The following is a 17,410-nucleotide window of genomic DNA, read 5'->3' as shown; positions in this document are numbered from 1 at the left end:
TCCATTCATGCCTACGAGTGTAAAAAAACAGAGCATAAACGGAGGAAATTCGCCCGGTCGGATTTTGTTTGCAAGCCTCATCGGCACGACGATCGAGTATTTCGATTTTTACGTTTTTGGAACCGCTGCAGCTCTTATATTTCCCCATTTATTTTTTCCACCTCAAAATGATCAATTTGCTATCCTGCAATCTTTTCTTGTTTTCGGTGCAGCGTTTTTCTCTCGCCCTCTAGGATCTGTTATTTTCGGACACTTTGGCGACAAAATTGGCCGAAAAGCGACACTTATCGCAGCTCTTCTCACGATGGGTATTTCGACGGTTATTATTGGCATTCTTCCCACTTATGACAAAATTGGTTGGTGGGCACCCTTCTTTTTAACTATATGCCGCGTTGGCCAGGGAATCGGGTTAGGAGGTGAATGGGGTGGGGCCGTTCTACTCGCGACAGAAAACGCTCCACCGGAAAAACGTGGTTGGTACGCTATGTTTCCGCAGTTAGGGGTTCCGGCCGGTTTACTGTTGTCTATTATAGCTTTTTTTGGACTGTGGTTCTTTTTTGACGAAGACGAACTTTTAGCGTGGGGATGGCGCCTCCCGTTTATTTTATCAATTTTTCTCATGATCCTAGGATTATGGATACGCATTTCTATTAATGAAACATCTGAATTTAAAAAAACCCTCGCCCGTGAAGAACGTGTAAAATTACCTATAATAGACGTATTTTCGAAATATCCGCGAATTTTATTCCTTGGTACATTTGCCGGTATGACGATGTTTGCATTATTTTACTTGGTTACCACTTATTTACTGCGCTACGCAACGAACCATCTACAATTGCCATTGAAAGAAGCTCTTGAAATAGAAATGCTGGGCGCTGTTTTTTGCGGTCTTTTTATCGTGCTAACCGGAAAACTTGCTGACCGTATTAAACGTAGAACTCTAATGATCTGGGTGACAGCGATGACTGCTGCCTACTCTCTCGCAATTCCTTATTTCTTAAGTTCTGGAATTGTAGGTGTTTTTGCGATGTCCATTATCGGCTTATCACTTATGGGAATTACGTATAGCCCTCTTGGTGCTGTTCTTGCTTCACCATTCCCAACTGAAATTCGTTACACCGGCTCTTCTATAGTTTTCAATTTAGCTGGCATCATAGGTGCGTCCGTTGCCCCTTATATAGCAGAGTATTTAGTACAACATTTTAGCGCCGCTTATGTTGGTTATTACCTGCTCTTTTGCTCTCTTGTTTCGCTTATTTGTTTTGTTCTCTTTACAGATGAAGAAATATCCCGCTAAGACGCGACAAAAAACAGCAAAACCAGCAATGGCGGCAAAGATGCCGCCAATTTCATTTTTAAAGGCATTGGCTGAGGAATACCCCACCATAATATCCCTGTAAACAGCGCACAAAGAAAGAAGAATAAAATATCTGCAATATCTCCAATATAAGTGGCAGAAAATATCCTCGACAAAATATGCGTTGTTCCTAACCATGAAACGCACAAAAAAGCCAACATCACTGCCCACAAAATAAGTAAAACTCTGTCGATTATCACCTTATTTCGCTCGAATATTTTGCTTTCGAATTGTAATTTTACCGCTCCCAAAAGAAAAATAACAACAAAAATCCAACGATTTCCTCCCAATTTTTCCACAATAAAAAGCTCAGAGTTAATTATCCCCACGATACCGATAAAAATTAAAATAACAGATGTCATGTGCATCACGCCTTTTTTTCCCAATAGCGGTCTTCAGTTTGCTGCCAATAAGTTAAATTATAATTTTTCGTTTTATATTCTTTCCACTGTTTACGAGCGAAATCCAACTGCGCTTCGTTATGGCCGTCAAACATAATCACAACCCGTTGATAAGTATCGATATCTGGACAAACTGCCCCTTCTATAAGGAAGCGCACTTTTGAGCTATTTGGGTTTTCATGCCCTGTAGTGAGAAATACGGGCTGAAAATGTGGATAATTATCGCTTTCAGTTCCATGCCCAATGAATGCCTCATCAGCATAAACCCATAAATGCATATCTATGGCATCGCGTCGTTCTTTGCTCGTACACTGTATCGTCACACGCTTAAAACGTGCGAGCGCACGTTCTACAAGTACCGGCAAAGTATCTTTTAACGCTGAGTGTATTAAATGATAAAAAAGAATATCCACTATCTCACCCTTCACCCTTATCTCATCGAAAAAAATTCTGTATCCCCGGTGAGGAAAAGAAAAATCTGAGGCATAAGGACTCCTCTTCTTTCTACTACGTGTACCATCTTCCGCTCATAATGTATGTTAAACGCTGGAAAAGAAAAAATTTAATTTTTAGATAAATGGAAAAGCTCATTCTATTCGTTTTTACAACTTCTTTGCATACCGCTCTTGAAAACACAACGCTATATATGGCAGAGTAAGCTGGGATTGGATAACACCCCGCCGCTTCTTAATCCGGGAGGATATACATACATATGAAGATAATCTTTGAATTTCAGTTGTATGTCTTAATTCGGCGTATCGTAAAGTATCTACTTTAAAAGTGAAGATCAAGGATGTCATCTAATCTATGCGTATTATCGAATTATACATCCTAAGGCGCGTTTTTATTCTCTTTATTGCTGTAACGGCCGCGGCAATCGGTGTTGGTTGGACTGTGCAGATCCTTGCGCGGATCGATTTTCTCACGATAAATGGGCAAACTCTCTTAACGGTTTTGCACTTCTCATCTTTACTGATTCCTTCCGTTATTTCTCCTATTATTCCATTTGCATTAATGATCGCCGTTACAATCACCCTTTCAACAATGAATCAAGACTCAGAACTAACCGGCATCAGCGCCTGTGGCTTACCCAAAAGCACTATTGGAAAACCAGTTCTTCTTTTAGCTATTATCGCTTCGCTTGTATCCTTTTCTATTGCTAATTTTGTCGTCCCTAGAGCACGCCTTAATATGCGACAAATGATGGCAAATACCCATTCCGATCTCATCAGCCTCTTTATTCGTGAAGGTAGTTTTCAAGAATTAACCAGAAACCTTTATATAGAAATTGGCGAACAGCGCCCGAATGGGACCATCGGTCGTCTTTTCATTGCCGACCAGCGCAATCCCCAGATCAGTACGTTTTATTATGCAACAAAAGGGGCTGTTATAAGCAATAAAAATGACAAATTTTTACTCCTCAATGACGGCGAAATAGAAAGAGTCAATCACCAAAATGATAGCGTTTCAATTATCGAATTCAGCTCTTACACCTTCAACCTAAGCGAATTCACGCCGAATACTAAAGCTCCAATTATTTATCCTAAAGATAGACCCCTCTCTTATTTATTACGTCCTGATCCAAATGACCCTTATTACCAGCGGGAACCACTTCAATATAAAGCCGAACTTCACCGTCGGCTTACAGAGTGGTTCTATCCTATTGTTTTTGCGTTAATTGCAGTGACTGCAGCAGGAGATGCACGTTCGCACCGGCAAGCACGTATATCTGCAACTTTTTCCGCCGTTACTTTTTCTTTATTGATTTATTGGATAGAATACTTTCTCGCTGAAAAAATAGAAAACGACCTTTTCTACGTTCCACTGCTTTACATCACCCTGGCAGGGATCAGTATAGTGCTCTTCTTTGGGTTATTGACGGATCACAAAATTACGACTGCCGCGACACTTGGCAACGCAGTTAAAATAGTTTTCCAAAAGATAAAAAACAGGTTCAAATATAAAAATTCCCGTTATCCCCCGGACAAAGCATCATGATCGGATGGACACTTGGACGATATTTTTTTGTGCGTTATTTGAGAACGACCTGTTATTTTTTGATAGGTATTTGTATTCTTACCGTCTTAATCGATTTTACGGAAAATTCTAGTCGTTTAGCCTCTTCTCCTCATTACACGGCAAAAGGCGCGCTTCTTATCTCAGCTCTGCGTACCCCTTTTATTGTGCAGCAGCTCCTCCCCTTTATCGCACTATTTTCCGCAATGACAATGCTAACCTCTCTTAATCGAAGACTAGAGCTTGTTATTACTCGCTCAATCGGTATTTCTGCGTGGCAATTTCTTTCTCCTGCTTGTTTTGGGGCTTTCCTCTTTGGATTGTTTTCGATTCTTTTTATTAATCCATTTGCTGCATGGAGCTCTACCCGAGCAGAAAAAATGATAGCTGAATGGCGTAGCAGCAACGTTCAAGCATCTATCAGCCCCCCTCGCGTTCCGTGGTTAACACAACATACAACTTCGGGAACGACGACGATCGGGGCCAAATCAATTACCCATCAGGGTCTCTCTCTTATTGACGCAACCTTTGTACAATATAATGATGACGCCACGATCAAAAATTGGATTAACACTAAAAAAGCAACATTAACAAATGGTTCTTGGCTATTAACTGATGGCACGATTTATAAAATAGGTCGTATGCCGCAAAAATTTACTGAGCTTTTGATACAAACAAACTTAAAGCCCGAATTTTTGACTGAATATTTTTCTGATCCCGCAACTATTCCGTTTTACAAGTTGCCAAAAAAAATCACGGCTGCGCGATCATTTGGCTATTCTGCTAATAAGTTCAATATGTATTTACAGTCGCTGATAGCGCTACCAGCATTACTTGTGGCAATGACTCTCATTGCGGCAACTGTATCATTAAAATTTACACGCTTTGAACAATCCGGCATCTTAATTCTTGGTGGTGTTATCGCTGGATTCGTGCTTTACGTCGTTTCTGTTCTCGTTCGTTCTTTTGGTAGCGCCGGGTACATTCCGCCAATTATCGCTGCTTGGGCACCAGTTGTTATTGCATTATTTTTAGGCATCTTCTTTCTGCTTCATAAAGAGGATGGCTGAGTGAAACCATTAATGAGAATAAACAAAAAAATAATTTGGACAAAGTTGAACAAGCTGGCTTTAAATAGTGTCATCGGCTTTTTTTTAGGTTTATCTTTATCTTGTTCTGTAACAGCACAAAATCTTACTCGTTCTTCTCACAATGGGACTCGAATCCCAATAAGCCCCCTTTTATTCTTTGCTGACGAACTCATTTACGATCACGACACAAACACTATTTCCGTACAAGGAAATGTCCAAATTGAATATGATGGCAATAAAATCATCGCTCAAAAAGTCGTTTATAATAAAAAAACGGGGCGAATTACGGCATGGGGAAACGTCGAAATTACCCAAAAAGACGGCAATAAAATCTATTCTAATCGAATAGACATGACCAAAGATTTTAGCGAAGGCTTTATAAACTTCCTGCGCGTTGAAGCGGCTAATGACACGCATTTTTCTGCTTTAAGCGCTGAACATCACAGAGACAAAATAATAACCTTCGACAACGCCACCTATACAGCGTGCGAACCTTGCTATTATAAACCAGATAGAGAAGTTTTATGGCAGATCAAAGCAAAAAAGATCATATGGAATGGCGTAATCAAAAAAATTCGCTTCGAAGATAGCCACCTTGATTTTTTTGGCGTACCAGTCGTGCGATTACCGGTTTTCGAGCTTCCTGACCCAACTGTGAAACGTGCCAGCGGCTTACTCGTACCTCGTTTTTTTTACTCTAGCCATCTCGGGGCAGGCGTGAAGAGCTCTTATTTTTGGAGCTTATCACCTCATTATGATTTTACACTTTCTGCTACCGTCTACACAAAACAAGGCATTTTAACTGAAGGTGAATGGCGTCAACGTTTTAAAACAGGCAGTTATAACGTCAGCTTCGCCCATATATATCAGATCAACCCTAATGAATTCGACGACGACACTGTCGATTCTCAAAATACTAACCGTTATATGGTAGCGACAAAAGGCGACTTTCGTATTAATCCTCGCTGGATCTACGGCTGGGATATTGTCGCACAATCAGATCAACACTTCAATCGCACGTACAAACTCGGAAATTACGCAAATCCTACACAGCTTTCCCAACTTTATTTAAGCGGCCTTGCGGACAAAAATTACTTTGATATGCGCTTTTACCACTTCATAACCCAAGATTTAGCTCTTAAAGATCCCCTCAATAAACATTATTCTCGACGAGTATGGGCCCTACCCCGCGTTGATTATTTTTTTGCACCAGCTATGCCAATTTACGCTGGAGAGCTTAGCTTTCACAGCAATATGCGATCAATTTACCGTCCTCATACCGATTGGCAGAGCTCTTCTCTCGGTACTACAAACCTCTCTGGTATAGCTGGAAACAGTTTCCGCTTAACAGGCGAACTAGAATGGAAAAGGCGCCTTAATATACAAAATGGATTGATATTATCTCCCATCCTCGCTTTACGTACTGATGTAATTATAACAAATACTCGTAGAGACTATACTTCTGACTCAGTAAATAACCCTGCTGCCAATTTTAATATCGCCTCATCAGCTATCCGAAATACGGCAACAGCGGGCATGGAATTGCGTTACCCTCTTCTCATCACCACTGGAACCTCCACGCATATCTTAGAACCAACAGCGCAAATCTTTATTCGTAATAATGAACGATACGCTGAACAATTACCAAATGAAGACGCACAAAACTTTATATTCGATGCGACAACTTTATTTCAACGTGATAAATTTTCGGGTTACGACCGCGTAGAAGGCGGAGTGAGAGCTAATATAGGTCTAAGATATTCTGGAAATTTTGGCCATCATTTGTCACTCTATGGTCTGGCCGGACAATCTTTTCATCTTGCAGGAAAAAATTCTTTTGCAGAAAAAGGTCTTATTACTGTTGGCGTTAATTCTGGCCTTGAAACAGCAAGCTCAGACTATGTTGCAATGCTCGGTGCGAGTCATGATAGTGGCTTTTACGTAGAATCTCGTGGACGCTTTGACAAAAAAACAGGTAAAATCCATCGCGCTGAATTAGAAGCGTCAAAAAAATGGTCAAATCTCTGGGCAGCTGTGCAATACGCCTATATTCCGAGCCAATCAAATTACGAATATACGCAAAATCGCCAAGAAATTTCTTTTCAAACTGGTATTAAATTTTCTGACAATTGGTCCATGAATAATAATGTTAGCTACGACTTAGAGTCCGCCACGTTTGTAAAACGCGGGATAAGTATAAACTATACAGACGAATGTCTCGGTGTAACATTCAGCTACCAACAGATAATCAATCCAGAAAAAAACGCACCTTTACAAAATTTTAATTTTTCCCTTTCATTGCGCACAATCGCGGACATCGGCCAAAAAATAAAGGAAGATTTATAAAGAGAATGTGCAGATATTTTAACTTATCATTGTTTTTACGCAGAAAAATATATATTCTTAAGCGGCGAATAGGGAACCGATGAACAACTAAGGGCTCGCTTACATGAATAAATTCAAAAATAACGCTCTCGCCTTATTTTATATCATTGCTCTAAATGTAGGCGGCCTCTTTGTTAGTGCATTTTTTGCTCTCCCAGCCTTTGCTCAAAGTGAGATTGCTGTTGTAGTCAATGGGAATGCTATAACAAATTATGATATTCAAAGACGCGCTTCTTTTCTTAAATTGCAGCAAAAGCAGGGGAACCTCCTTGCTCAGGCTAAAAATGAGCTTATTGACGAAATGCTCAAGAATATCGAACTGAAGAATCGTGATATTGAAGTTAGTGACGATGAAGTTAACAGCGCTTTTGAAGCCTTTGTTACGCAAAATCATATGACTTTTGACCAAATTAACGAGATATTAGCTCAATTTGACCTCACAGAGGGGTATTTTAAAGCTTATATTCGCGGTCAGATAGGATGGGGACGCCTTGTTAGTGCTCGTTATCAAGCTGAAAATGTTCTTCTCACAGAACAAGAAGTGGCACACAGAATATTAAAAAATGGCGGTGTAAAACCTTCGACGAATGAATATACATTGCAGCAGATCATTTTTGTTATTCCCGCGCGTCGCCGTTCGGAAATCTTAGGAAGGCGCCAATATGAGGCAAATAATTTCCGCGCACATTTTCGAGGATGTAACAATACGAGAAATCAAGCGAAAGGTATATTGGATGTTACTATCCGCGATTTAGGGAAAATGCTAGAACCCCAGCTTCCTAGCGGTTGGGAAGGAGCTATCCGCGCAACACCTATCGGAAAAATGACAAAACCGCAAGAAACGCAAAACGGCATTGAGGCGGTCGCTGTTTGTCAAATAAAAAGGGTTTCGGATGATCGCGTCGCTCAGCTTATATTTTCTATTCAAGATAATCAAAAAAATATTAGTGGGAAACTTGAAGCGTTAAACGGAAAATATTTAAAAGAATTACGACAAAGAGCGCGTATTCAAGAATCGTGATGCCTCCATTAGTTGTTAGCGGCGGTGACCCCGCTGGAATTGGTCCTGAAATAGCTATAAAAGCGTGGAATAAACGTAATATCCGTAGCATTCCGCCGTTTGTTCTTTTAGCTGATCCGGAAATTATCCGTTCACGTGCTCGTTTTTTGCAAATTAAACTTGAGGTAGACTACGTTTTTACAGGCGATCTTGCGAAAAATTTTCAAATCGCTCTTCCTGTAATGCCATTGAAAAACCGCCAAAACTGTCAGCCAGGATTTCCTTTGGTAAGCAATAGTGCCGGAATAGTCGAAGCAATCGAACGCGGTGTCCAGCTGATTCAAAGCGGTCGCGCGCGTGCGCTGATCACTTGTCCTATCGCAAAAAAGAAACTTTATGATGCGGGTTTCAAATTTCCGGGTCACACCGAATTTCTTTCTTATCTTTCTCGTCAAGCCTCTAATAAACAATATCATCCAGTTATGATGTTATCTGGACCCCGGTTAAGGACGGTGCCAATTACTGTTCATATCCCATTTAATGAAGTTTCTGCATACCTTACCCATAGCTTGATCGTCCAAACCGCGTTGATCACTGAAAGTGCTTTAAGGACGCAGTTTGCGATAACTTCACCCCGTTTAGCTGTTGCCGGCCTGAATCCTCACGCTGGAGAAAATGGAGCAATAGGAAAAGAGGATATTGAAATTATCGCCCCCGCTATTGAATACCTTAAGAAAAAAGGACTGAACATCGTGGGCCCTTTACCTTCTGATACAATGTTTCATGAACGTGCACGACAAACATATGATGTTGCTTTATGCGCATATCATGACCAAGCTCTCATTCCTGTTAAAACATTAGACTTTGACACCACCGCCAATGTTACTTTAGGGCTGCCTTTTATTCGGACATCGCCAGATCATGGAACTGCCTTCGATATCGCCAATAAGGGAATTGCTTCTCCCGAAAGCTTTATCGCCGCTCTTACGCTCGCAGATCAACTCGCAGAAAATAGTTCAACGACATGCAAATAGATAATCTGCCTCCCCTGCGCGAAGTAATCAATAAATATGGATTGCAAGCTAATAAATCTCTAGGTCAAAATTTTCTTTTTGATCTCAATTTAACTTCTAAAATTGCCCACCAAGCAGGGAATATAAATGGAAAACCGGTTATTGAAGTTGGGCCGGGCCCCGGCGGACTGACCCGCGCTTTACTCGTAAGAGGCGCTATTGTAACAGCTATAGAATACGACGAGCGCTGCCTTTCAGCATTATTAGACGTAAAAAAACACTACCCAAAACAACTTACACTTATTTGCAATGATGCTTTAAAGCAGGATTTTTCAGAGCTTTTCAAAACATATACAGAAAAACCACGTATCATCGCGAATCTCCCATATAATATTGGAACACAGCTCTTATTAAATTGGCTTTTAACCGAATCATGGCCTCCTTTTTATGAATCAATGACTCTGATGTTTCAGCGCGAAGTGGCCAAACGTATTACTGCCGACCCCCAATCTCCTCACTACAGTCGTCTCAGCGTATTAACTGGCTGGCGCGCTACTGCAAAAATTGCTTTTGATATTCCTTCTCAAGCCTTCATACCGGCACCTAAAATAACTTCTTCTGTCGTCCATATTCTTCCGCGCTCACAGCCTCTCGCCTGCTCGGTTCAAAAATTAAGTCTTGTAACAAAAGTTGCTTTTGGACAAAAACGAAAAATGCTCCGCCAAAGCCTCAAGATTATCGGGGGTGAAAAACTTTTAGAAAAAGCCGGAATTGATGGGACACGCCGAGCCGAAACACTTTCAATTTCTGAATTTGTAGCTTTAGCTAATTTGATTGGTGAATAAGTATTTTAATCAATTTTTTCAGTAATAAGCTCATTTATGAATGCTTTGAGGAAGCGACAGCGTTTGCGTTTGGTAGTTTCTGCTAGATAAATTGATTTAATAAATAACAAAGACTGATTTAAATCCTTGTTTATAATAATATAATCGTAAGAACGCCAATGTTGCATTTCCGTTCGGGCGTTATTTAAGCGTAAATTAATAATATCTTGGTCGTCTTCTGCTCGACGACACAAACGAGAAACCAACTCTTTCATTGACGGAGGGAGGATAAAAACGGATACTGTGTCCCCCGGCATCTTTTTTTGAAGTTGCTCGGTACCTTGATAATCAATATCAAACAACATATCCTGTCCAGACATCATTGCATTTTCGACACTTTCACGTAAAGTTCCATAATAATTTCCGTGAACTTCAGCCCATTCAATAAACTCATTTCCATCACGTCTACGTTCAAATTCTTTTTTTGAAATAAAATGATAGTGAAAACCATCTATCTCACTAGGACGCCTTTCCCGTGTCGTCACACTTATGCTTATAGATAGCTCTAATTGCTCATCCTTCAAAATTAACTGGGAAAGAGTCGATTTACCGGCACCCGAAGGAGAAGAGAGAATAAATAAAAAACCGCGACGCCGGGGGATCGTTTGAGCACTTAATTTACTATCAAGCGATATCATGGTCTTACTCTACTTTTTGTCAAAGCTTTTCCTAAAAAATTTAACGCGCCTGCTTTAACGCGCGCCATTTCCTGACATTCTCGTTATGCTCATCCAAAGTTTTAGAAAAAACATGCCCACCTGAACCATCAGCCACAAAATAAAGCGCGTCAATCTTCGGTGCATTTGCCACCGCCTTCAAAGAATCACGACCCGGATTCGCGATAGCCGTTGGCGGCAATCCGTAAATTTTATAAGTATTATACGGCGTTTCCTTCTCAAGATCTGAAGAATAAATCGCACGGTCTGGAGGCTTACCTTTTCCACCAAAAAGACCGTAAATTACTGTTGGATCAGATTGAAGACGCATATTTTGAGCAAGACGATTATAAAACACCGCAGCAATTTGCGGTCTTTCTACTGCAATCCCTGTTTCTTTTTCGACAATCGACGCTAATATGACAAGTTCATCAACAGACTTAAGCGGTAGATTAGGCGAACGAGCAGCCCATATTGCATTAACTAACTTTGTTTGTTCTTCGCGCAATCTCTTTACTATCTCTCTGCGTGTCGTACCGCGGATAAAACGTACAGTATCAGTTATTAAACTACCCTCTGGGGGTAAAATTTCGGGAAGGTCACCGACTAAAATTTTATTAGCAGCTAATCGATCAAAAACCTGCTGAACCGTTAGACCTTCTGGCACTGTAAACGCGTATTCAAGAGATTTTCCTTTTACCAAAATCTCCATAATATCTTGCATCGACGCATAAGGTGGAATCAAGTATTCACCAGCCTTAAGGTGCGCCGCTTTTTGATGGTAACTAACCCCATAAACAAAAATGTCAGACGATCGAATGAGGCCGTTTTTTTCGAGAAGCGACGCAATTTCACGGATCCCTGTTCCAGGACGGATTAGCACAATTTTTTCTTCTTTAGCAATTCCCTTACCTTCAAAAATATTTTTTCCAATGTAAAGGGGAATACTTATAGACAGAATAGCAATCACAATCAGCATAAGAAAGAAATGGCTGAGGATAACCAACGGATTGCGCACAATATAGGACTTTTTCCGCTTATCGTACGCTAATGCATCACCGCCATCCGTTGAATGCTTCACTGAAACACTCTCGGTATCTTGTAGCAGTTTCTCATTTTTTGTACCGAACATAACCATAAACCTCGACAACTTCTGGGAACTACACCGCAGATTCCCGCTTAAACTTTATAATAAAGAAAAAGACTAAGAAACAGCAATGATAGACAAAAATATTTATCATTCCCCGAAGCGCCGCATCACCAGAGATGCGTTCGTTCCACCAAAGCCAAATGAATTAGAGAGAACTATATTAATTTTCCGCTCACGTGGTTTATGCGGTACAAGATCAATTTTTGTCTCAATTGATGGATTATCAAGGTTGAGCGTCGCAGGCGCAATATTATCTCGTATAGCTAAAATGCAAAAAATAGCCTCGGCTGCACCAGCCGCACCGAGTAAATGTCCGATAGATGATTTTGTTGACGACATCGATACTCGCGCTGCGCAGTGCCCTAAAACACGCTCAACAGCGGCCAATTCTATAACATCAGCCATCGTCGATGTACCGTGAGCATTGATATAATCAATATCACACACATTTACCTGGGCACGCTTAAGAGCCGCCATCATACTGCGCTGCGCGCCCTCGCCATTTTCTGAAGGAGCCGTGATGTGGTAAGCATCTCCGGATAAACCATAGCCTATAAGCTCGGCGTAAATGCGAGCACCACGTTTTTTTGCGTGCTCAAGTTCTTCTAAAATTACAATCGCCGCCCCTTCACCCATAACAAAGCCGTCACGATCTGCATCGTAAGGGCGCGATGCGCACTCAGGATCATCATTACGGCAAGTAGAAAGGGCTTTACAAGCGGCGAAACCAGCAAGCGATATACGATTAATCGGCGACTCAGTCCCCCCTGCCACCATCACGTCAGCATCACCCAAAGCGACCAAACGAGCTGCGTCACCAATCGCATGCGCACCCGTCGAACAAGCTGTGACAACTGCATGATTAGGACCACGTAAACCGTGCTTAATAGAAACATAGCCAGAAGCAAGGTTAATTAAGCGTCCCGGGATAAAAAAAGGAGAAACACGCCGCGGCCCCTTATCGCGGAGCGTATAACCTGCTTCAACGATGCCTTCAATACCACCGATACCCGAACCTATCATCACGCCCGTGCGGACCTGATCTTCATCCTTTTTAGGGCACCACTCGGCATCTGCGAGCGCCTGACTGCTAGCAGCCATCGCGTAAGTGATAAACGCATCAACTTTACGCTGCTCCTTGGGCTCCATATATAAATCAGCATTATACGTGCCGCTCGTTCCGTCCCCCAAAGGGATTCGCGCGGCAATTTTACACGGTAAATCAGCTACATCAAACTCAGTAACACGCCGAACACCGCTCTTCCCCTCAAGGAGCCGCTTCCAACTATATTCGACATCACCGGCTAGAGGAGATACTAATCCCACACCGGTAACAACAACACGCCTCATATTCCCAACCCTGAATCAACCACTCACCCCTTGGAACTATATTTTTCAAATAGCTTCAAATAAAAAATAAAGCTGAGAGCGTAAAATGCTCTTGCCTTCCAAGAATTATGCAGAAGCTTTATCAATAAACTTTACAGCATCACCAACCGTGAAAATTGTTTCAGCAGCCTCATCCGGGATTTCTACACCAAACTCTTCCTCAAAAGCCATAACGAGCTCAACTGTATCGAGGCTATCTGCTCCTAGATCATCGATAAAGCTTGCACTTTCTGTAACTTTAGCTGCGTCAACTCCAAGATGCTCTACGATAATCTTCTTAACGCGCTCTTCTGTATCACTCATGTTGAAATCCTCAAATTTACTTTATATCCATTTTCCATACTTGATTAGCGGTATAGGCTCATCTAATCAAGCAATAGATGCGTTACTCAGGAACTTTAGCGGCGATTTAGGACATTCCGTGGATATTCCCTGTAAAATGAACTAACACGACGCCCCGGTATAAGCCGGGTCCCCACCGTTACCAAAATCGCCGAAGATAATAAACACATCGTTCCATTTTATTCAATTATTATCTGAGTATCATCTAAAATAATAAAATTTATAAATCAATGTAGAATAAAGGCAAATATTTAAATCATTGCCATACCACCGTTGATATGGATGGTCTGGCCGGTGATATATGCCGCTTCATCGCTGGCTAAATAAGCAGCAGCAGAAGCTACTTCTTGCCCTATTCCCATACGCTTCATCGGAATTGTAGCCATAATCGCCTCTTTTTGCTTTTCGTTAAGTTTATCAGTCATTGCAGACTTAATAAACCCCGGCGCGATACAGTTAACAGTTACATTTCTTGATGCAATTTCTTGTGCTAATGATTTAGAAAAACCTATTAGACCAGCTTTTGCAGCACAATAATTTGTTTGCCCAGGGTTACCGACAACGCCAACAACGGATGTTACGTTAATAATACGCCCATAGCGTCGGCGCATCATGGCATGTGCTAATCCTCGTGTCAAAGTAAAAGCAGCTGTTAAATTGACAGCTAACACATCATCCCAATCTTGATCCTGCATACGTACCAAAAGACCATCTCGAGTGATACCAGCATTATTGACGAGAATATCGACACCATCCATTTCTTTCTCTGCTGTTTCAGCCAATTTTTTAATGTTTTCACGCTCAGATAAATTAGTGGGAAAAATAAAAACACCTTGACCAAGATCTTCAGCGACCTCTCTGAGCTTTTCTTCACGCGTCCCGTGAAGCCCAATTACTGCTCCCTGCGCATGCAAAAAACGGGCAATTGCTTCACCAATGCCCCCAGATGAACCTGTTACTAGGGCTTTACGACCTGTTAATTTAAACATTTTTAGACTCCTCAAGATTAAACACCAAGCCCCCGTAATGCAGCTTCAATTTCTTCAGCTGTACCGATCGTTAACCCGCTGATATTCTTATTAATACGGCGAGCTAAACCCGTTAAAACCTTCCCGGAACCAACTTCAAAAAGCATATCAATCCCGTTGGCTCCAATCCATTCAATCGTTTCACGCCATCGCACTCGCCCGGTTACTTGGCGAACAAGAAGCGTAAGAATGCGTTCCGGATCACTTTCAGGTGCAACGGAAACGTTCGCAATAAGCGGAACAATAGGCAATGCTACATCAACAGATAAAAATGCATCTTGCATTGCATCAGCAGCAGGCTGCATTAAAGTTGAATGGAAAGGTGCTGAAACTGGCAAAATAAGAGCGCGCTTAGCGCCTTTTTCTGAAGCGATTTTTACCGCTGCCTCAATAGCCTTCGCTTCACCCGAAATGACAATCTGTCCGCCGCCATTGTCGTTAGCGATCTGGCAGGCACCCTTTCCTGAAACAATTGCACAAATTTTTTCAACCTCTCTCTCGTCCAGACCAATGAGCGCTGCCATGGAACCCTCGCCAACGGCAACAGCTTGCTGCATAGCGTTTCCACGAATTCGCAAAAGCTTTGCCGTATCGGCTAAGCTGAACATACCAACTGCGCAAAGAGCCGAATATTCCCCTAAAGAATGGCCTGCGACAAATTGTACTTTTGATTCTATATCAAGTCCCAATTTCTCCATTACACGGACGACCGCTATGGATACTGCCATTAAGGCCGGCTGTGCATTCGCGGTTAACGTCAAGACATCCGACGGCCCTTCAAAAATAGTATGTGATAATTTTTCACCCAAAGCGTCATCTACCTCTTCAAAAACCATACGTGCTTCAGAAAATTGCTCGGCAAGCGCTTTGCCCATACCGACAACTTGGCTCCCCTGCCCCGGAAAAGTAAACACCGCCCCCATCAGTAGACTCCTAAACTGAACAATCAAGTTACCTGCTCTTGATATTAATTTAAAATAACACAACTCATCTAAAGTAAATATCTGTCTTGAAGTTATATTTCAAGGGTGGAACTTGATACACAAATTCGGGAAAATACGGCGCAGCAAACCGGATAACACTCCAACTTACTAGGCTCCCTAAAATTGCACCAGCTAAGACATCAAAAGGGTAGTGTACACCAGTAAAAACACGCCCCCAACAAATCAAGAACGAAAATATCAATGCAAACTTAGAAGCAATTTTACACCGGTAGCAATAAAGGCCGGCCGTATAGGAAGAGATAACCAACGCGTGATTACTGGGAAAAGAAGCTGTCGCCTGATGCTTAAGCAGTGGCTGCACTAAACCCGCAACAAACGGACGTGGGTGAAAATAAATGCAAGAGATAAGATACCCTAAAAAAAGGGAAAAACAAATGCTCGTGCAAATGCTTAATGCTACGCGCCGCTCCGCATATCCGCCGCAAAACCACAATATACAAAGATGAACAGGAACGATATAAATTAAAAATTTTGCGCAAAAAATACCAAACATGGCCAAAATGGTCCAAGTTTGGTGACTACCAGCAAGCATTTCAAGAAATGCTACATCAATCTGGTCTAAAAAAGCCATTCTCAGTTCCTTTTATCTCACGGATTTATGATGCCGTCCCCGCATATACGGCTGTGGAATATATAAAAAAACATATTAGAACTCAACAATTCACATTTTTTACAAGCGTCAACTTGCTATTTTTTGAGATAAGCTGTAGATACTAACCGTTCGTTGCCGGTGTTTTGGCCGGGGGTTGAACGGAGGACTGACTGACAATCAGTAGGAAATGTGATAATTCCGGCCTCCCGTATCCTCGCTCTCGAGTGTCTCGAATTGCAAACGCGTCCTTTCTTCTTTGGGGTTCCCAAAAAGACAAGTTGCAGAGGCTTTGCGCCAAAACCGGTGAAGTTTAATTGAAGAAAGGCACAACAATGGCTCTTTATGAACATATGTTTCTTGCTCGGCAGGACATTGCGCCGCAGCAAGTTGAAGAACTTCTGGGAATTTACAGTGGCATCATTGAAGCACACGGCGGAAAAGTCGAGCGCACAGAAAATTGGGGTCTCCGCTCCCTTGCTTATCGTATTCGTAAAAACCGTAAAGCTTACTACGTATTAGTCAATATTGATGCCCCGGCCGCAGCAATTGCTGAAGTCGAGAGGCAAATGCGTATTAATGAAGACATTTTGCGTTATATGACTATCCGCGTTGAAAAACACGAGAAAGAACAATCTGCTATGCTTTCGCGCTCTGACCGCGATGATTCCTTCGGAAAAAATGAAGAATACCACCACCATCCACGTCGCCAGCGTAAAAATGCTGTAGGAGCAGGAGGAATAGAATAATGACCGATATGAATCAAGCCTCAGTGCGTCGCCCTTTTCATCGTCGTCGCAAAACGTGCCCGTTTTCAGGTGTAAATGCCCCTAAAATTGATTATAAAGACGTTAAACTACTACAGCGTTATATCTCAGAACGCGGTAAAATTGTCCCTTCACGTATCACGGCTGTCAGCCAAAAAAAGCAACGTGAGTTGGCGAATGCTATCAAACGCGCCCGTTTTCTTGGCTTGCTTCCTTATATCGTAAAATAAATTTTCAAATATATCACGCAGTTAGGGTATCTTTCTGGCTGCTTTTTTATATTTCGGTTGGTATACGTGCATAAAATGCGTAATATGCCCAAAGTTGAGGTGTTATAA

The 17,410-nt window shown here is 41.8% G+C and carries 18 protein-coding genes; 9 read left to right on the top strand and 9 right to left on the bottom strand.

Annotated features, from left to right (window positions below; genetic code table 11):
• Nucleotides 1-7: 7 nt before the first annotated feature.
• Nucleotides 8-1,297 carry an MFS transporter gene (locus BANH1_RS02505; protein ID WP_015397863.1) on the top strand — a complete coding sequence of 430 codons (1,290 nt, stop codon included), beginning with the start codon at nt 8-10 and terminating at the stop codon, nt 1,295-1,297.
• Here the strand turns inward: BANH1_RS02505 and BANH1_RS02500 are convergent.
• Nucleotides 1,294-1,557 carry a hypothetical protein gene (locus BANH1_RS02500; RefSeq protein WP_015397862.1) on the bottom strand — a complete coding sequence of 88 codons (264 nt, stop codon included), beginning with the start codon at nt 1,555-1,557 and terminating at the stop codon, nt 1,294-1,296. The two genes, BANH1_RS02505 and BANH1_RS02500, sit on opposite strands and share 4 nt — an antisense overlap.
• Nucleotides 1,558-1,724: 167 nt before the next feature.
• The gene (locus tag BANH1_RS02495; protein WP_015397861.1) at nt 1,725-2,171 is read right to left on the bottom strand and encodes a DNA polymerase III subunit chi; all 447 of its coding nucleotides are present in this window, start codon (nt 2,169-2,171) and stop codon (nt 1,725-1,727) included.
• 394 nt (nt 2,172-2,565) lie between these two features.
• Here BANH1_RS02495 and lptF point away from each other — a divergent pair, with 394 nt between their 5' ends.
• The 6 genes from lptF to rsmA all read left to right on the top strand — a co-directional run bounded on the left by lptF (nt 2,566) and on the right by rsmA (nt 10,108).
• Nucleotides 2,566-3,756 (top strand): LPS export ABC transporter permease LptF, encoded by a 1,191-nt coding sequence (gene lptF / locus BANH1_RS02490; protein WP_015397860.1) that lies wholly within the window; start codon nt 2,566-2,568, stop codon nt 3,754-3,756.
• Nucleotides 3,753-4,844 carry an LPS export ABC transporter permease LptG gene (gene lptG / locus BANH1_RS02485; RefSeq protein ID WP_015397859.1) on the top strand — a complete coding sequence of 364 codons (1,092 nt, stop codon included), beginning with the start codon at nt 3,753-3,755 and terminating at the stop codon, nt 4,842-4,844. Before lptF ends, lptG begins: the two co-directional genes overlap by 4 nt.
• A gap of 12 nt (nt 4,845-4,856) precedes the next feature.
• Nucleotides 4,857-7,211, top strand: a complete 2,355-nt coding sequence (locus BANH1_RS02480; protein ID WP_041583196.1) for an LPS-assembly protein LptD — start codon at nt 4,857-4,859, stop codon at nt 7,209-7,211.
• A 103-nt stretch (nt 7,212-7,314) separates the two neighbouring features.
• Nucleotides 7,315-8,271 (top strand): SurA N-terminal domain-containing protein, encoded by a 957-nt coding sequence (locus BANH1_RS02475; RefSeq protein ID WP_015397857.1) that lies wholly within the window; start codon nt 7,315-7,317, stop codon nt 8,269-8,271.
• Nucleotides 8,271-9,284, top strand: coding sequence for a 4-hydroxythreonine-4-phosphate dehydrogenase PdxA (pdxA, locus tag BANH1_RS02470; RefSeq protein ID WP_015397856.1), 1,014 nt, complete (start codon nt 8,271-8,273; stop codon nt 9,282-9,284). The genes BANH1_RS02475 and pdxA overlap by 1 nt, the downstream gene beginning before the upstream one ends.
• On the top strand, nt 9,275-10,108 hold the full coding sequence (gene rsmA, locus BANH1_RS02465; RefSeq protein ID WP_015397855.1) for a 16S rRNA (adenine(1518)-N(6)/adenine(1519)-N(6))-dimethyltransferase RsmA: 834 nt from the start codon (nt 9,275-9,277) through the stop codon (nt 10,106-10,108). The genes pdxA and rsmA overlap by 10 nt, the downstream gene beginning before the upstream one ends.
• Nucleotides 10,109-10,113: 5 nt before the next feature.
• On the opposite strand, the gene gmk is transcribed toward rsmA, so the two are convergent.
• The 7 genes from gmk to BANH1_RS02430 form a co-directional block, all read right to left on the bottom strand.
• Complete coding sequence (gmk, locus tag BANH1_RS02460; RefSeq protein WP_015397854.1) at nt 10,114-10,785, bottom strand: guanylate kinase; 672 nt, start codon at nt 10,783-10,785, stop codon at nt 10,114-10,116.
• A gap of 40 nt (nt 10,786-10,825) precedes the next feature.
• Nucleotides 10,826-11,935, bottom strand: coding sequence for an endolytic transglycosylase MltG (gene mltG, locus BANH1_RS02455; protein ID WP_015397853.1), 1,110 nt, complete (start codon nt 11,933-11,935; stop codon nt 10,826-10,828).
• Nucleotides 11,936-12,040: 105 nt separating this feature from the next.
• Nucleotides 12,041-13,303: a beta-ketoacyl-ACP synthase II gene (gene fabF, locus BANH1_RS02450; RefSeq protein WP_015397852.1), complete on the bottom strand. Its 1,263-nt coding sequence runs from the start codon at nt 13,301-13,303 to the stop codon at nt 12,041-12,043.
• A gap of 105 nt (nt 13,304-13,408) precedes the next feature.
• Nucleotides 13,409-13,645 carry an acyl carrier protein gene (locus BANH1_RS02445; RefSeq protein WP_015397851.1) on the bottom strand — a complete coding sequence of 79 codons (237 nt, stop codon included), beginning with the start codon at nt 13,643-13,645 and terminating at the stop codon, nt 13,409-13,411.
• Between the two features lie 290 nt (nt 13,646-13,935).
• The gene (gene fabG / locus BANH1_RS02440) at nt 13,936-14,673 is read right to left on the bottom strand and encodes a 3-oxoacyl-[acyl-carrier-protein] reductase (protein ID WP_015397850.1); all 738 of its coding nucleotides are present in this window, start codon (nt 14,671-14,673) and stop codon (nt 13,936-13,938) included.
• 17 nt (nt 14,674-14,690) lie between these two features.
• The gene (gene fabD, locus BANH1_RS02435; protein WP_015397849.1) at nt 14,691-15,635 is read right to left on the bottom strand and encodes an ACP S-malonyltransferase; all 945 of its coding nucleotides are present in this window, start codon (nt 15,633-15,635) and stop codon (nt 14,691-14,693) included.
• Nucleotides 15,636-15,699: 64 nt separating this feature from the next.
• Nucleotides 15,700-16,287, bottom strand: a complete 588-nt coding sequence (locus BANH1_RS02430; RefSeq protein ID WP_015397848.1) for an undecaprenyl-diphosphatase — start codon at nt 16,285-16,287, stop codon at nt 15,700-15,702.
• A 353-nt stretch (nt 16,288-16,640) separates the two neighbouring features.
• On the opposite strand from BANH1_RS02430, the gene rpsF reads away from it, so the two are divergent.
• Nucleotides 16,641-17,054: a 30S ribosomal protein S6 gene (rpsF, locus tag BANH1_RS02425; protein ID WP_015397847.1), complete on the top strand. Its 414-nt coding sequence runs from the start codon at nt 16,641-16,643 to the stop codon at nt 17,052-17,054.
• The gene (gene rpsR / locus BANH1_RS02420) at nt 17,054-17,302 is read left to right on the top strand and encodes a 30S ribosomal protein S18 (RefSeq protein ID WP_015397846.1); all 249 of its coding nucleotides are present in this window, start codon (nt 17,054-17,056) and stop codon (nt 17,300-17,302) included. Before rpsF ends, rpsR begins: the two co-directional genes overlap by 1 nt.
• Nucleotides 17,303-17,410 lie beyond the last annotated feature (108 nt).

This window comes from Bartonella australis AUST/NH1 (assembly GCF_000341355.1).
Lineage (GTDB): Bacteria > Pseudomonadota > Alphaproteobacteria > Rhizobiales > Rhizobiaceae > Bartonella > Bartonella australis.
The sequence above is the reverse complement of the archived record's forward strand: the minus strand, read 5'-3'. Positions and strand labels throughout refer to the sequence as shown.

Excerpts from the sequence above, each read along its gene's own strand:
- BANH1_RS02430 (WP_015397848.1), bottom strand. The coding sequence starts at position 16,287 with ATGGCTTTTTTAGACCAGATTGATGTAGCATTTCTTGAAATGCTTGCT.
- BANH1_RS02505 (WP_015397863.1), top strand. The coding sequence starts at position 8 with ATGCCTACGAGTGTAAAAAAACAGAGCATAAACGGAGGAAATTCGCCC.
- fabG (WP_015397850.1), bottom strand. The coding sequence starts at position 14,673 with ATGTTTAAATTAACAGGTCGTAAAGCCCTAGTAACAGGTTCATCTGGG.
- rpsR (WP_015397846.1), top strand. The coding sequence starts at position 17,054 with ATGACCGATATGAATCAAGCCTCAGTGCGTCGCCCTTTTCATCGTCGT.
- BANH1_RS02445 (WP_015397851.1), bottom strand. The coding sequence starts at position 13,645 with ATGAGTGATACAGAAGAGCGCGTTAAGAAGATTATCGTAGAGCATCTT.
- mltG (WP_015397853.1), bottom strand. The coding sequence starts at position 11,935 with ATGTTCGGTACAAAAAATGAGAAACTGCTACAAGATACCGAGAGTGTT.
- lptG (WP_015397859.1), top strand. The coding sequence starts at position 3,753 with ATGATCGGATGGACACTTGGACGATATTTTTTTGTGCGTTATTTGAGA.
- fabF (WP_015397852.1), bottom strand. The coding sequence starts at position 13,303 with ATGAGGCGTGTTGTTGTTACCGGTGTGGGATTAGTATCTCCTCTAGCC.
- rpsF (WP_015397847.1), top strand. The coding sequence starts at position 16,641 with ATGGCTCTTTATGAACATATGTTTCTTGCTCGGCAGGACATTGCGCCG.
- rsmA (WP_015397855.1), top strand. The coding sequence starts at position 9,275 with ATGCAAATAGATAATCTGCCTCCCCTGCGCGAAGTAATCAATAAATAT.
- BANH1_RS02475 (WP_015397857.1), top strand. The coding sequence starts at position 7,315 with ATGAATAAATTCAAAAATAACGCTCTCGCCTTATTTTATATCATTGCT.
- fabD (WP_015397849.1), bottom strand. The coding sequence starts at position 15,635 with ATGGGGGCGGTGTTTACTTTTCCGGGGCAGGGGAGCCAAGTTGTCGGT.
- lptF (WP_015397860.1), top strand. The coding sequence starts at position 2,566 with ATGCGTATTATCGAATTATACATCCTAAGGCGCGTTTTTATTCTCTTT.
- gmk (WP_015397854.1), bottom strand. The coding sequence starts at position 10,785 with ATGATATCGCTTGATAGTAAATTAAGTGCTCAAACGATCCCCCGGCGT.
- pdxA (WP_015397856.1), top strand. The coding sequence starts at position 8,271 with ATGCCTCCATTAGTTGTTAGCGGCGGTGACCCCGCTGGAATTGGTCCT.
- BANH1_RS02480 (WP_041583196.1), top strand. The coding sequence starts at position 4,857 with ATGAGAATAAACAAAAAAATAATTTGGACAAAGTTGAACAAGCTGGCT.